The organism is Enterocloster lavalensis (assembly GCF_046603895.1).
Taxonomy (GTDB): domain Bacteria; phylum Bacillota; class Clostridia; order Lachnospirales; family Lachnospiraceae; genus Enterocloster; species Enterocloster lavalensis.
In genome coordinates, this window is record NZ_CP176637.1 from 5,705,739 (window position 1) to 5,722,094 (window position 16,356).

Annotated in this window: 5 protein-coding genes; all 5 read left to right on the top strand. The window is 46.6% G+C overall.

Annotated features, from left to right (window positions below):
- The first annotated feature begins 954 nt into the window (after positions 1-954).
- The 5 genes from ACK2JC_RS25615 (at position 955) to ACK2JC_RS25635 (ending at position 16,353) form a co-directional block, all read left to right on the top strand.
- Complete coding sequence (locus tag ACK2JC_RS25615; RefSeq protein ID WP_368072520.1) at positions 955-1,257, top strand: TnpV protein; 303 nt, start codon at positions 955-957, stop codon at positions 1,255-1,257.
- Positions 1,258-2,846: 1,589 nt separating this feature from the next.
- On the top strand, positions 2,847-9,074 hold the full coding sequence (locus ACK2JC_RS25620) for a DUF3849 domain-containing protein (RefSeq protein WP_411338533.1): 6,228 nt from the start codon (positions 2,847-2,849) through the stop codon (positions 9,072-9,074).
- 179 nt (positions 9,075-9,253) lie between these two features.
- Positions 9,254-10,597 carry a hypothetical protein gene (locus ACK2JC_RS25625; protein WP_411338056.1) on the top strand — a complete coding sequence of 448 codons (1,344 nt, stop codon included), beginning with the start codon at positions 9,254-9,256 and terminating at the stop codon, positions 10,595-10,597.
- A gap of 187 nt (positions 10,598-10,784) precedes the next feature.
- On the top strand, positions 10,785-11,624 hold the full coding sequence (locus ACK2JC_RS25630) for a DUF6674 family protein (protein ID WP_368432074.1): 840 nt from the start codon (positions 10,785-10,787) through the stop codon (positions 11,622-11,624).
- Between the two features lie 91 nt (positions 11,625-11,715).
- Positions 11,716-16,353 carry a YodL domain-containing protein gene (locus tag ACK2JC_RS25635; protein WP_411338058.1) on the top strand — a complete coding sequence of 1,546 codons (4,638 nt, stop codon included), beginning with the start codon at positions 11,716-11,718 and terminating at the stop codon, positions 16,351-16,353.
- The last annotated feature ends 3 nt before the right edge of the window (positions 16,354-16,356 follow it).

Below are 16,356 nucleotides of genomic sequence, written 5' to 3' on the forward strand. Positions count from 1 at the left end.
GAAAATATGACTTAATTTCCGCACTTTCCGCAGAAACATCAAAGGAAGTGGCGAGGAATGAAGAAAGCTGGAAGAAATATCTGAACACAGCATCAAGGCTCTACAAATACCCGTTCAAAGACCAGCTCCTTATCTATGCCCAAAGACCGGATGCGACAGCCTGCGCTTCCATAGAGATATGGAATGAAAAAATGCACTGCTGGGTAAATAAAGGGGCAAAGGGTATTGCCCTGATTGATGAGGAAGGGAGTCCTTACACCGGACTGCGGTATGTCTTTGACATATCGGACGTACATAAGGCAAGGCGCATTGGTCGTTTCCCGCAGCTATGGGAAATGAAGGAGGAACATCAGGAAGCGGTGATTGACCGTCTGGAAGGGATTTACGGGGAAACCAGCGAAGAAGCCGGGTTTACGGACAGGATCAGGGAGATTGCCGCTCGGATTGCACAGGATTGTTACGGGGAGCTTGCTTCAGATATGGAATATTTGAAAGAGGGAAGTTTTCTGGAGGAACTGGACAAACTGAATATTGCTGTGCGTGTCCGGGAAACGCTGGCGGACAGTATCGCTTATATGGTCTTAAAGCGGTGCGGCATGGATGATGCGGAGCTGGCGGAGGAAATCCAGTTCCCTTATATCCATGAATTTAATACGGTGGAAACCCTGTCGCATATCGGGGACAGCATATCCGATTTATCCAAGCCTGTCCTTATGGAAATCGGGAAGGCAATCGGGGTATATGACAGGGCGTATGCCAGAAATGAAGCGTCGAAAAATTTAGTTGAAAAAGGACTTGCAAATACCGCTGGCACACGCTATAATGCTTTAAAGCGTGAAAGTGAAGCGCAAGACGTACAATCTACCACACAGACCGGAAATGCCGGGGAAAGGGGAAATAATGATGAATCTGACTTACGAAAAGAACGGGGATTATCTGATACCGATGTTACAGATGGACGAGCAGCCGGAGGGGACACTGACGAAGTACGGGCTGATGAGGAAGAATTACTTGCAGGAACACAAGAAGGGAATCTACACCGGACTTCTGCTGAAAGGGAAACTGAAAGAGCATCTTCTGACCATTCAGGAACAGGCAGAGCAGAGGATGGAGCTGCTGACCGGGCAGATGATGAAGCAGGAGGGAGTGACGGAGAAACTCAAGGCAGAGAACCAGATGCTGTGGGTGCAGAAGATGAACAGCATCAGGCAGTCGGCGGAGGAGATCGTGCTGACGGAGCTGGTGTACAGCCTGTAAATAGTAAAGACACAACTGAAAATATGGAATTGCAGGAGCCGGATAGTGGAGAAACCACATTATCCGGCTTTCCTTTATCTGGGGAAGAAATCATCAACAGGCACTGGGCAAAAATAGAAAAAGGCATTTTGCAGTTTGACGAGTTTATGGAGCATAAATGCCCTGAGATAGCAGGGGTAATGCTTTTTGAGCCGGATAAGGGCAGGCAGACGGAATATATCAAGAACAGTTACAGGCATGGGGAATATACGGAATTTTATGTGGGCAAGGAACGTGCCGGATATAAGGCGGATGAAAATGGTCTGACGCTCTGGAGTGGAAGCTACCTGAACCGGACAGCGGAGGCATCTGTGTCATGGGAAACTGTGAGGGACAGCATCGCTTTTTACATGGAGAAAGGCGAATATCTGAAAGAGGGGCAGATACCGCAGTGGGAAGAAACGGAGTCAAAGGAAACGGAAGTTTACCAACAGCTTAGCCTTTTTCCAAGCATCGAGGAACAGATCGGCACTACCTCCGTGGCGCAGGCAGGAGAGAAATACATCATGCCCGCCGCTTTTTTCCTGCCAAAAGAACAGCTTGAAGCCATTCTGCGTACAGGAGGCGGACGGGATAATAACAGAAGCCGTATTTATGCCAAGTACCAGCAAGGCAAGACACAGGAGGAAATGGCGGAGTTCCTGAAAAACGAATACCGGACTACCGGGAAAGGCTTTGATTTCGGGAATAACCCTGTTTCTGTCTGGTTCAATGAAAAAGGCATGAGCGTTGGCTATGGTATGTCTGCAAGGGAAACCCCGGTTGCGGTAATGGGATGGCAGGAAGTAGAGGGCATTATCCGGTCTATGGTGGAAAATGGCACTTACATGGGCGCAAACGAAGTGTTCCTTGTGGACGCAGTGGAGCGGCAGAGGGTGTCAAATGACCTGTTCAATTTCTTCCGGGACGGTATCGGGGAAGTGCCGGAGAACATACCCATAAAGAACTATAACCACCCGGAAAGTATCACGAACCTTTGCGAGCTTTTATCCACGCAGGAGGGGAGGGACGTTGTTTCCGGGGAGCTTTCCAAAGCGAAAGAACAGCTTGAAGCCGGGGAAAAACAGATAAAATGGCGGTATGTGAAAAGACCGGAGCATCTGCTTTCAGAGATAGCGGATTTAAGTACGGAGAAGAAAGAGTACCCGGTACAGGACAGTGTGGAGGTCTTGCATGAGGATTTTATCACGCAGGACGAGATAGATGCCCGCCTGACAGGGGGCAGCGGTTTTCATAACGGGCATTTCCGCATTTATGAGTATTTCATGGAGGGGCATGACAAAAAAGATAATATCGCCTTCCTTAAAAATGAATATGGAACGGGCGGCAGTTCACCCGCCTTAATCGGTTCAGACCGGAGCGATGACTGGCACGATTCAAAGGGAATCAAGTTACAGAAAGGCACGATAGGCGATCCTTACGCAAAAGTCCTTTTGAAGTGGAATGTGGTGGAGAAGCGTATCAGCGAGCTTGTAAAAGCGGATAAATACCTTTCGCCAAAGGGTAAGGAAGCCTATGCACAGTATAAAAAAGAGCAGGCGGAGGAAGCCATGCGCCGGGAGCAGGAAAAACTGGAGCATGGTATCCGGGTGGAGTGCAAAAATGCCATAGAACAGGCGATTGCAGAAAAATTTGACGGTTATACACTTCAGGGGGATACCGCCGAGGGCGTTATCAGGCAGTATGGGAAGGAACGTGTAGAACTTGTCCTTGCCAACACAATCATGCACTTATCCCATGACGGGCGTTTTTCCCCGGATAATAAGGAATGGGCAAAATCGCTCATGCCCGATGCAGACTGGCAGACAAGGGATTATATCGTCACTTCCCACCCGGCTGTGCTGGACGGTTTTACCAACCAGGCAAGGCGGTACATAGAGCGTGACAGGGAGCCGGACAAAGCTCAAATACCAGAACCGGCAGAAGAAACTTCCGGGCAGGATGCCCAAAAGCCCGAAGCACAGCATGAAGCAGGAGAAAGCGACAGGGCGCTTGCGGAAAGGATTGCGGAGATGTCCGCTGTGGTAAAAATCTGCGGTGCGCTGTCCATGAAAGATGTGGTCGGCTGGAATGAGGACACCGGGGCGGTTGCCATTGAGGACGCTGACAGGCGGTTAGAGGGAAAAGCGGTTTATGACGCTTTATTTTTAGAAGCCGCCGATTATGTCCTGATGCAGTCATTAAGCGGCAATACGCAAAAAGCGGTGGAAATGGATACTCTGCTGAAGGAAGCACAGAAATATGCGGTACGTTACGAGAATGAGCCGGAACAGCCGAAGGAAGAAAAAGCTGCGGAGGAAACTCCAAAACCAGAGCCGGAAACAGCAGAACGCTTTACAGTTACGGAAACAACCGATGCCTTTACAGAGCCTTATACGGTATGGGATAACGAAACACAGGATTATTATGTGGCGGGCGATGGCACAGTGCCGACATTCGCTGCACCAGAGGAAGCGGATATTTTCTGCGGTAAACTCAACGGAGAGTTACAAGGTAAGGATTTACCAGCAGAGGATTTACCGGAAACAGAAACAGTTTCAGGAACAAAGGAGGTTTCCGTAAAAGAAGATGATTTCCTCGACATTGACACACAGACAGTCCGGGAGCGTTTGGAAAAAGCAGGCATTGTGGACGGGCAGCTTGTAGATGAAAACGCCTTAGAAAACGATCCGTTTATCAGGCAGGTTATGGGTGATGTGGAAGCACTGACAGGGGAAATGGAGGAAGAACCGGAAAAACCACCTGAAAAAGAGCCGGAGATTGATAAGTCGGCAGCAGCAAATTACCACATTTCTTTTAATGAAGCCGAAAACACTGGGAAAGGTTTTGCTCCAAAAGAGAAATTCCGGCAGAACGTGGAAGCCATACGCACCCTTGAAAAAATAGAAGGGGAGCGCCGCACAGCAACGCCGGAGGAACAGGAGGTCTTAGCAAAATATGTGGGCTGGGGCGGTCTTGCCGACGCCTTTGATTCTTCCAAAGCGAATTGGGCGAATGAATATCAGGAATTAAAGAGCCTGTTATCCCCGGAAGAATACGCTTCCGCAAGGGAAAGCACCTTAAATGCCCACTATACAAGCCCGGTCATCATTCAGGCAATCTATGACGCAGTGGGGAAAATGGGATTTACCAGAGGGAATGTGTTAGATCCCGCCGCCGGGATCGGGAATTTCTATGGCTGTCTGCCGGAGGAAATGCAGGGAAGCAGGCTGTACGGGGCGGAGCTTGACGGGCTTACCGGGCGTATCGCAAAGCAGCTCTATCCCCATGCGGATATAAAAATCACAGGCTTTGAAAATACCAATTATCCCAATGATTTTTTTGACGTGGCGGTTGGAAATGTGCCTTTCGGACAATATAAAGTGTCTGACAGGCAGTATGACAAGCACAATTTCCTTATCCATGACTATTTTTTGGCAAAGACACTGGATAAGGTCAGACCGGGCGGCATTGTCGCTTTTGTCACTTCAAAGGGGACAATGGATAAGAAAAACCCGGAAGTGCGGAAATACCTTGCACAGAGGGCGGAGCTTTTAGGGGCGGTCAGGCTCCCGAACACAGCATTTAAGGAAAATGCAGGTACGGAGGTCACTTCGGATATTTTGTTTTTAAAGAAGCGTGACCGGGTAATGGATATAGAGCCGGACTGGGTGCATCTGACGGAAAAAGACGGTATTGTGATGAACCAGTATTTTGCAGACCACCCGGAGATGGTATTGGGGAAAATGGAGATGGTTTCCGGGGCGCATGGCATGGAAAGCGCCTGCCTGCCGGACACTTCCCTTCCCTTGTCGGCACAGCTTAAAAATGCGCTTTCCCATGTGGAGGGCAGCATCGAACAGGCGGATTTTAACGAGATTGACGATGAGCTGGCAAAGGAGAACATACCCGCCGATCCGGATGTGAAGAATTACAGTTATACGGTTGTGGACGATACCGTGTATTACCGGGAAAATTCCATTATGAAGCCTGTGGACGTGTCGGAAAAGGCGGAACAGAGGATTAAGGGCATGGTAGCAATCCGGGATTGTACGCAGGAGTTGATAAATTTCCAGTTGGAAGAATACCCGGAGGATATGATTCAAAACAAGCAGACGGAGCTAAACCAGCTATACGATGATTTCTCCAAGAAATTCGGTCTTATCAGCTCACAGACCAATAAAAGGGCGTTCAATCAGGATTCCAGCTACTGCCTGTTATGCTCCCTTGAAAAGCTGGACGATGAGGGAAACTTCATCGGCAAGGCGGATATGTTCACGAAACGAACCATTAAAAAGCAGGAGGTTGTGACAAGCGTGGATACAGCCAGTGAAGCGCTGGCGGTATCGCTTAGCGAAAAGGCGGGCGTGGACTTAGCTTATATGTCACAGCTTGCGGATAAAAGCGGGGAAGAAATTACAAAGGAGCTTGCGGGGGTAATCTTCCAGAACCCGGTTACAGAGAAGTGGGAAACCGCAGACGAATATCTGTCCGGAAACGTGCGGGAAAAGCTGGCGGTGGCAAAAGTGTTTGCGGAGAACCGCCCGGAATATGCCATTAACGTAACTTCATTGGAGGGCGTACAGCCGAAAGAGCTTGACGCTTCGGAGATTGAGGTGCGCATCGGCGCAACATGGATTGACACAAAATATATTGAAGACTTCATGCATGAAACCTTTGAAACGCCGGGATACCTGATAGAACGGGGTACAATGGGGGTACAGTATTCCGATGTGACAGGGCAGTGGAACGTGAAGGGGAAAAATGCGGACAGGGGAAATGCGCTTGTCAACATGACCTATGGTACAAGCCGGGCAAATGCTTACAGAATTTTAGAAGATTCCCTGAACCTTCGTGACACCCGTATCTTTGATGTGGTTACGGAGGACGGGAAGGAAAAGAGAGTCCTTAATAAAAAAGAGACCATGCTTGCAAGCCAGAAGCAGGAAGCCATAAGGGAAGCCTTTAAGGACTGGGTATTCCGTGATCCGGGGCGCAGGCAGGATTTATGCGCAAAGTATAACGAGCTTTTCAATTCCACCAGACCGAGGGAGTATGACGGTTCGCACTTAAAATTCCCCGGCATGACGCCGGACATTGTACTCAGACCGCACCAGCTTAACGCAGTGGCGCATCAGCTTTACGGGGATAACACCCTGCTTGCGCACTGTGTAGGGGCAGGAAAGACCTTTGAGATGATTGCGGCGGCAATGGAGAGCAAGCGGTTAGGGCTGTGCCAAAAGAGCTTATTTGTTGTGCCGAACCATTTGACAGAACAGTGGGCAAGCGATTTTCTGCGCCTGTATCCGGGGGCGAATATTTTAGCGGCTACAAAAAAGGATTTTGAACCCGCCAACCGGAAAAAGTTCTGTTCCAGAATTGCAACAGGGGATTATGACGCTGTGATTATCGGTCACAGTCAGTTCGAGAAGATACCGCTTTCCACTGAAAGACAGATGGCGATGATCGAAAGGCAGATAGAAGAAATTGAAATGGCAATCGAAGCCCTGAAAGCGGAGAATGGCGAGCGTTACTCCATTAAGCAGATGGAAAAAACAAAAAAGTCACTTTCCACCAGATTAAGCCGCTTAAACGATTCGAGCCGGAAAGACAATGTTGTGACTTTTGAACAGTTGGGCGTAGATAAGTTATTTGTGGATGAAAGTCATAATTATAAAAACCTATTTTTATACACAAAGATGCGGAATGTAGCGGGCATTGCACAGACGGAAGCACAGAAATCTTCGGACATGTTTGCGAAGTGCCAATATATGGACGAACTGACCGGAGGGAAGGGAATCACATTTGCAACAGGTACACCGATTTCTAATAGCATGACGGAGTTATACACCAATATGCGTTATCTCCAGTACAATACCTTACAGCGTCTGGGATTGGGGCATTTTGACAGTTGGGCGGCATCGTTTGGGGAAACGCAGACAGCCATAGAATTAGCACCGGAGGGTACGGGTTACAGGGCAAAGACAAGGTTTGCCAAGTTCTTCAACCTGCCGGAGCTGATTGCGTTATTTAAAGAGAGTGCTGATATTCAGACACCGGATATGCTGAAACTTCCTGTGCCGGAAGCGGATTATGAAAATATTGTGCTAAAGCCGAGCGAATACCAGCAGGATATGGTACAGTCCCTTGCAGACAGAGCGGAGGCGGTCAGGGACAGGAAAGTGCAGCCGAACATCGACAATATGCTGAAGATAACCAACGACGGGAGAAAGTTAGCGTTAGATCAGCGGCTTATCAATGATATGCTTCCGGATGAAGAAAATTCCAAAGCCACAACCTGTGTGGATAAGGCATTTGAGATATGGGAGCAGACCAAAGAGCAGAAGTCGGCGCAGCTTATCTTCTGTGATTTATCCACACCGAAAGGAGATGGGACATTTAATGTATATGAGGACATCAGGGATAAGCTCATGGCGAAGGGAGTGCCGGAGAATGAAATAGCTTTTATCCATGATGCCAATACGGAAACAAGGAAAGCGGAGCTGTTCGCAAAAGTAAGGAGCGGGCAGGTTCGTTTTTTATTAGGATCAACCGCAAAAATGGGAGCCGGAACCAACGTACAGGATAGGCTTATCGCCCTGCACCACCTTGATGTGCCCTGGCGTCCTTCCGACATTGAACAGCAGGAAGGTCGTATTTTAAGACAGGGCAACATGAATGACAAAGTGAAGATTTTCCGGTATGTGACGGAAGGGACATTCGACAGTTATTCGTGGCAGCTCATTGAAAATAAGCAGAAATTTATCGGGCAGATCATGACATCAAAATCCCCGGTGCGGAGTTGTGAGGATATTGACGAAGCGGCTCTCACTTATGCCGAGGTTAAGGCTCTGGCTACCGGAAATCCCTACATAAAGGAAAAGATGGATTTAGATATTCAGGTATCCAAGCTAAAACTGTTAAAAGCGAACCATACCAGCCAGAAGTACCGCCTTGAGGATAATATCGTGAAGCATTGCCCGGCGCAGATAGCTACCATGAAAGAAAGGCTTGCGGGGTATCGTGCCGACATTCAGACCTACCAGCAGAATAAATTCCCGGATAAAGATACCTTTTCCATGAAAATCGGGAACCGGGTATATACGGAGAAAAAAGAAGCCGGGGCAGCACTGATTGATATGTGCCGGAGCGCAAAACAGCCGAATATGGCAGTCATAATCGGGGAATATCAGGGATTTAAGATGAGCGTTTCCTTTGATTCGTTCTTTTCCAAGTTTACGGTCAACCTGAAAGGCAGCATCAGCCATGAGGTGGAAATCGGCGCTGATCCGCTGGGAAATTTACAGAGGTTAAGCAACGCCTTAGAGGGCATGGATAAGAGAATGGAAGAAGTGGCGCAGAAACTGGAGAACGTGGAGCATCAGCTTGAAACCGCAAAAGTAGAGGTTACAAAGCCATTCCCGCAGGAAGCGGAGCTTGCGGAGAAACTGGAACGACTGACAGAATTAAATGCCCTGTTGAACATGGATGAAAAGGGCGGCGATGGGATTGATATGGACGATGAGCCGGAGAATGACGGGGAACAGGAGGAAATGGACACAGAGGAAATGGGGCATGATGCAGAAGCTGTGGCGGATGCGCCTTTCAGACCGCAGTTTAACCGGGCGGTATCGGAAAAAGTGGCGGAGCATGGGAAGGAGCGGGTGCTATCAGACAGTCCGAGAGGGCGTATTTCCGTAAAAGAAAAACTTGCCGAGATGCGGCAGAAGGCTTATGGACAGAAAATGCCGGAAAAGCCAGAGATTTCAAAGGGAAAAGGAAAGGAAAAAAGTCTGTAGACTATAAGGAGCAGTCAGAATTTGGCTGCTCCTTATAAAGAATATAGTGCAAGATTGAAAATGAATGACGTCTTAAGCTGTTTATGATAAAATGGTTCTAATTTGGAGGGATAACTATATTTCGTTCAGTGTTATATATTGGTGGCAGAAATATAATCCCTAGATTGGAGTTGAATCATATGGGCAAAAAGAAGGATGGTTTAATAGAAATTCTTGCACAATATTTTTGGAATTACAAAAGCTATGAAATAGAGGGAGTTATGAAAAGCTATGGAATATCTCCTGATGAAACACTTGATCCGTATCATAGCAAAAAAATATATGCTAAAACAGGGTTAGAAAAATTATCGGAAGAAAAAATAATTGAATTGTCATATCGTATAGTTAAAGATGCTGAGAGTGTTTCTTTAAATCGTCAAATGGAAACTTTTCTTGGAGATAGCATATTTGAGTTTACTTTTGTAACTCGGAGAAAATTAGCAGAATATCTGGGCATGTGTCCAAATTTTGAAGGAAATTTGACATTGGATGAATTACTTAGTGGTATTTGGAATTTAGATGAACCTTTTGACGATGGAGAGATGTTTGCATTTAGTAGAGCATTTATTTGGGATTACATTATGCAGCATGTAATAAGAAATGATGATATATCATACAAAGATATGTTGCTAAACATTTTGAGTTTTAAATATATAAGTGATAATTCTGTAATTAAGTTTTTGGAAAAGATGGTTAATCCAGAAACTAGAATAGGGGAGGAGCAGGAGCAATATGTAAAAGGAATTAATGAGATTATTAGTGCAGACGGGTTTGAATTAGCAGTATCTGGAAAAACATCGAATGAACTCATTTATAAAGTTTATAGGAAAAACACCGTATGCGGTAATATGAAAAACCTTGTTTTTGCGCCATTAGGTAAGAAGCCGGATATAGTGATTGATGATGCTATTGGTAATGAATTAAAGATTGTTGGCGATACAAATAACTGTTTGCTTTATAATTTTGAGCCAAATTCGGATGGTTTATCATGGAAAACCCTTGTGAGATGGTGGGAGCCTAGGGCGGTAAATAAAAATGTTCAGCAAGACTTATTTACTCGTTTACTTAACTCTTTGGATTCACAGCCAGAGAAGGATTTTTTTATTCATTATTACAAGATTTATGAGGAAAGAAATGATTTTCCGGCGTTGATTCCACAAGTGTATTTGCATTATGATCCACATGCAAAGATTTGGAGAGGAAGTGGTATTGTTTATACTCACCAGAGAATGGATTTTTTAATGCTGTTACCTAATGGGATACGAATTGTTATTGAAATTGATGGTAAACAGCATTATTCTGAAGGGGATAAATCTTCCCCCAAATTGTATGCTGAAATGGTTACTGATACAAGAGAGTTACAGCTAAAAGGTTATGAGGTATATAGGTTTGGCGGTTATGAATTCATGAATATTACGGAATCAAAAAGGATGATTCAAGAATTTTTCGAGAAATTGTTTAAAAAATATTTTATTTTAGGTTGAAGATGTTTTATTAAAAAATATATACAGCGATAAAAGCAGGAAGGAGATAGGATTAGATTGCAGAAATCGAAACAAATAAGAGCAGTAGTATTCGCTCAAATATAAAAGTAAATAAAGGTAGTATGTAGAGAGCAGCCAGAAATGGCTGCTTTTATCGTGTTCAAAATTAAACGGAGGTATTAGAAAAATGGAAACAGCAGAACAGAACACAAAACAGGTCATGGAAGAAAATGAGGTATTAAAGCAGCTTATAGAACTGTTTAACCAGCAGGATATGGGCGGGCAGTCACAGGATTTTATGGGTATTTTCTGGTATGTGGCGGGTATGCAGATGCAGCTTAGCGCAATGGTGGATGAATTACAGGGAGTCCGGGAACAGCTTTCACAGATACAGGAAAACCAGCCAAAATCTGTGACAGAGAAGCTCATGGATAAAGTGGCGCACCTTCAGGGGAAAATCACGAGCCTGTCGGAACGTCTGACAGCGGTAAGAAACCATTTGGTGGAAACAGCGGCACAGACTGTCAACGTCTTTAAGGAAAAAGGAAAAGCGGAGATGTGCAAGGTTCTCCAGAAAGGAATCACCGGCGTGAAGTCCATGCTTTCCGATTACCGGGAACGTCTGGTTGACGTGATGACGGACTGTGAAAAAACAGCCAACCAGATTGACAGCATCGGGGACGAGCTGAAGCAGATCGGGAACAGCGTTTCCAACGTGGGCAGGCTGTTAGCCGGGAAAGGCACGAAAGAGGTATCGGATGAAAAGCAGGGTGTCGGCATGACAAGGATAATCAATATGCCTGTAAAAAAGGCAGCGGAGAACCTTCGGAAGAAGATTGACGGGATAGATAAGGCATTTGAAAAGCTGGATCGGCTTTCTGTGAGTCTGGATGCCGGGAAGGAAGCGGAGAAAGGAGGGCGTGTGTCCGTAAAGGATAAATTGTCGCAGATGAAAGAAAAGGCAGGGCAGAGGAAAGTGCCGGAGCCGGATAAGGCAAAGCCAAAAAGCAAAGAGGAATGTTTATAAAAATAACTGCAAATAAAAATATCCGGAACGGGGACGGAGAGGGAAACTTATCTGTCCTCTGTTTTTATGGAGGAAAAGGAGAATTAACCAGATGGCAGATGTAAATGTAAACAAAGTTTCCATGACTGAAAAACAGAAAGTGAAGGAGATAACGGACAGGCTGGAGGAAGGCTTGAAGGAATTATTTGAGGGGGAAAAGTACAAAAGCTACCTGAATACTATGTCAAAATTCCATAATTACAGCGCAAACAATATCCAGCTTATCGAGATGCAGTGTCCGGGAGCGACGTATGTTGCCGGATATAAGGCATGGCAGAAGAATTTTGAGCGCCATGTGAACAAGGGCGAGAGGGGTATCCGTATCCTTGCGCCTTCACCTTACAAAATCAAAGAGGAACAGGAAAAGATTGATCCGGTCACGAATGAGCCTGTGCTTGACCGGGACGGGATGCCCGTCATGGAGGAAGTGGAGATAAAGATACCCGCCTTCCGGGTTGTCACAGTGTTTGATTATTCGCAGACGGACGGGAAAGAGCTTCCCGGACTTGGCGTGAGCGAGCTGCATGGGAATGTAGAGCGTTACCGGGATTTTATGGAAGCACTTGCAAGGGTTTCCCCCGTACCAATCCGGTATGAGGGCATGGAGGGTGACAGAAAAGGCTATTTTATTGATTTAAACCACCCTATCGCTATTAAGGAGGGCATGGGAGAAGCGCAGACTGCAAAAACCGGGGTGCATGAGGTGGCGCACGCAAAACTCCATGCAAAAGAGGTTGAACAGGAAACAGGGATTGCCAAAGACAGGGAAACAAAGGAAGTGGAAGCGGAGAGCATTGCCTACACTGTCTGCCAGCATTTCGGGATTGATACGTCCGACTATTCTTTTGGGTATATCGCCGGGTGGAGCAGTGGAAAAGAAATGCCAGAGTTAAAATCTTCCCTTGATACGATACGCCGGACTTCCTCGGAGCTGATAAAGGGGATTGAAGCACAGCTTTTGGAGATTGATAAAGAACGTGCTGCAGAACAGGCACAGGAGGACATTATTCTGCTTGTGGCGAATACAGACCGTTCAGAATATGACCTTTTGAGCGTTAAGGGCATGGAGCGGACAGAACTTCTTAATTCTTTGTGTACCATGAAAGACGATGACAGGCAGAGCGTGGAAGCATACCTTGAAAGAGCCGGGGCGTGGGTAACTCTGCTTGGAAATGAGCGGAGCGAGGAAGTGGAGGAATACCACTTAGATTACGCTTACAATACGGATACTTATGAGATAACCGATTTTAAGGCGTTGCAGGAAGAAAATGCCTTAAAAGGCATGGAAAAGGCAAATGAACCGATTGAGTACGCTGATGTGGTTGTGAGAATTTCCATGCCGGACAGTGGGGAATATGAAACCATTAAAATCACAAATATGCAGTCAGAAGTACAAAATGCCTTATATGACCTGCCATTTGTGGAAGATAATGCGTGGAATGGAAGCGTTACGGATTATCTGGCGGAAAAAGGCTTTGAATTTGTACCGATCATGAAAAGCGGCGGAGTAAATGACGGTTATCCGCAGTTCTATGATTTTGATGTGGACATGACAGGGAAGGAAATCCATGCCGCTTCGGAGCTTCCGGCAACGGTACAGGCAGAACAGCTCATTAACCGCATGGAATTTTACAGGACGGTTTATGACAGCGATGAGCGTAATTTGATTATGAACCACGCTTATAAGCTGGATGATATGTATAAGACAACTTCCCTGGCATATTCCCTTGCGGAGCAGAAAGACGATTTACCGCTTCTTTTGGAAACAATCAAGGAAGCGGAGAAAGAAATTGATGCCCTTCCGGATGACATGGTGGGGTTATCGGAGATGCACGAATATGGGTATTCTTGGAATGAAATGCTTCCTCTGACAAAGGACAGGGCATCGGAGCTGTTCGGGGAAGATGTGTCGGTGTACCAGCTCCATTCAAACGGTTCAGAAACACTTGTGGAGAATAAGGCAGCATTACAGGCGCATGACGGGCTGTTCGGTGTGCAGAAAGACGACTGGAGCGCCTATCTGGAGTTTCAGTCCATGAAACAGGAATTAGAGGATAGCGAACCCAACCGGGAAGCACAGCTTTTATATGGCAATGAGGGAAGGTTTGGCATCTATCAGCTTAAAGATACGGAGGAAACAAGGGATATTCGTTTTATGTCGATGGATTATCTTGAAATGAAAGGTATCCCGGTTTCCAGAGAGAATTACACTCTGGTCTATACCGGAGAACTGAGGGAGGGCATGAGCCTTGAAGATATTTATACCCAGTTCAATATAGACCACCCGACAGATTTTACCGGACATTCCCTTTCCGTTAGCGATGTGGTGGTGCTGCATCAGGACGGGAAGAACACAAGCCATTATGTGGATTCTGTCGGTTACAGGGAAGTGCCAGAGTTTACAAGGGAGACTGCATTATCAGCGGAAGTCAGTGAGGAAAAGGATTCTGTTATGGAAACAGCGGCAGAAGTGCCGGAGGGAATGGCAGAAGGCAGCGCACAGGAAGAACCGGACGCTGATAAGGTATCTTACTATGTTATTGAAGATTTATCCACATGGGCGGACGGAAGCCCGGAAAAGAGCAGATTAGAGCGTTTTGACAGCCTTCCGGAAGCAATGGGGAAGTTTGCGGAATATCGGGGAAAGGATATGGAAGATAAGCCGGATATGGCAAGGGCAACATTTGGCGTCAATGTCAATGGCAGCGAGTTTGATGTAATCCATGTCAGGAATAATGAAAACTGCCTTTCGCTTGATTTTACGCATAGCAAGGCGGCGGGGGAAAGCAGCCGCTTCATGGGAGATTTGCAGACTTTATATGATGAGGTCGGTTTTGACAAGGTAAGGGTTCACCGGGAAATGTCACCGGAGGAAATAAAGGATTTTGTAAAACAGCGGTTTGAGCATCAGCTAAAGAGCAGTGGTCTTGATGATGTTTCCCTTTATATGGACAGGTTTGACATTCTCTATGAACAGGGGAAAATGGAGAACCTTATGCCGACAGCTAACCAGAAGCATATCGTGGAAGATGTACCGTTCATGGAGTGGGAAAACCCATACATAGATACCAGTGACAGGGAAATTGGCAGGGAAGAAACGGAACTTGCTTTCCAGTTGGCAGACCGCTATATCAGTATTCAGGAAGCCAGCGAAGGGTATGATTACACAATTTATGATATGAATTACCGGGAGTTGGACGGTGGCGTGTATGACAATCCGGATATAACAATCAGACAGGCACTTGATGAGATTGTGGCAGACTTGAAAGAGCCGACACACCGGGGCACTCTGGAAGGCAGCATACAGGCGGATGATGAACTGATACCGATTGATTATGACGGATTGGTGGAAAAAGCAGAGCAGGCGGAAATGGAGCATCTTGAGGAACGTATCAGAGAGGAAGTGCCGGAAGCGGCGGAAAGCAGGGTTATAGCCGATTTTAAAGCCCGGACAGAGGAATTATGGAATGGCATCAATGGGCAGACACAGGAAGATATAGAACTTACCGTATACGCCTATTTGCAGTCCAAAATAGACGAGTATGACATGGACATAGAGCTTGTGGATGTGGCGGTGTCCGGGAGCAGATGCAGAGGTCTGGAGCAGGAAAATTCTGACCTTGATGTGGTTGTGGAATACCGGGGCGGGGAAAGGGAAGATTCCCTGTTCAACACCTTTAATGAGGACGGTTTCAGCATCGGCGGAGTGAAAGTTGACATCAACCCTATCACAGAAGGAAAAACAGGGACGCTTGGGCAGTATCTTCCGGGAGTGGAAGCGTACCTTGCGGAAAAACGTGCCGCCCTGCAGGAGCAGAAAACGGAACAGGCGCAGGAAGAAAAGCAGACAGTCATTACCCTTACGGTGGCAGAGTGCGGGGAGTTCCATAACCTCGGAGAATACCATGAGGATATAGCAAGCGTGGAGGAAGCAATCAAAATTTTCAACCAGATACCGCCAGAGAGGATGAACGGTATCCGGAGCATTGGCATCAACATCCATACGGAAGGGACGGAAGCGTATGAGGACACGCAGATGGATATTGTGTCGGGCAGGACTGCAGATCTGGAGATTTTAGATTATGTGCCGGACATTACAGACAATCCGAAAGCGGTAGCGGTCATTGCGGAACTGATCGACAAGATGCCGGATATTGAGGTGAGGGGTTCTCTGGAGAAGTGGCAGGCGGCTTTCCTTGCCGCAGAAATAGACCAGCTTTCTTATGATTATGACACCTATCAGTACAATGATACGGTGGAGGACAGGGAAGCGCAGGTAGCGAATATCGCAGAGGACATCAGGAACGGGAACACGGAATATCTGAATGATTTCCTCAATGCCATGATTTCAGACAGCATGAGGGAAGGCATAACGGATATATTCGGGAAAGGGACGGAGCTTGATGACAGTGAAGGCGTACAGAGTGCAAGGAAGGCAAAGGAGCTTTTAGACAGACTGGCAGAGTATAAACCGCTTGCGAAGATTGAGGAACTGGAAGAATGTAACTATAACATGATTGATAATGTTCTGAACAATGAGAAGCCGAAAGCAGAGCAGGAACGCAAGGCGGGCAGGATTTCCATAAAGGAAAAGCTGGCGGAGAAAAAGGCGGTCATCGAGCAGAGGGATAAGCCGGGAAAAGAAGTTTCGGAAAAGGGTACAGAGAAAAAAACAGAGAGGGAGATATAAGCG

What these genes read in the sequence shown, in the direction of transcription:
- ACK2JC_RS25635 (WP_411338058.1), top strand. Translation starts at nt 11,716, where the DNA reads ATGGCAGATGTAAATGTAAACAAAGTTTCCATGACTGAAAAACAGAAA.
- ACK2JC_RS25615 (WP_368072520.1), top strand. Translation starts at nt 955, where the DNA reads ATGGACGAGCAGCCGGAGGGGACACTGACGAAGTACGGGCTGATGAGG.
- ACK2JC_RS25630 (WP_368432074.1), top strand. Translation starts at nt 10,785, where the DNA reads ATGGAAACAGCAGAACAGAACACAAAACAGGTCATGGAAGAAAATGAG.
- ACK2JC_RS25625 (WP_411338056.1), top strand. Translation starts at nt 9,254, where the DNA reads ATGGGCAAAAAGAAGGATGGTTTAATAGAAATTCTTGCACAATATTTT.
- ACK2JC_RS25620 (WP_411338533.1), top strand. Translation starts at nt 2,847, where the DNA reads ATGCGCCGGGAGCAGGAAAAACTGGAGCATGGTATCCGGGTGGAGTGC.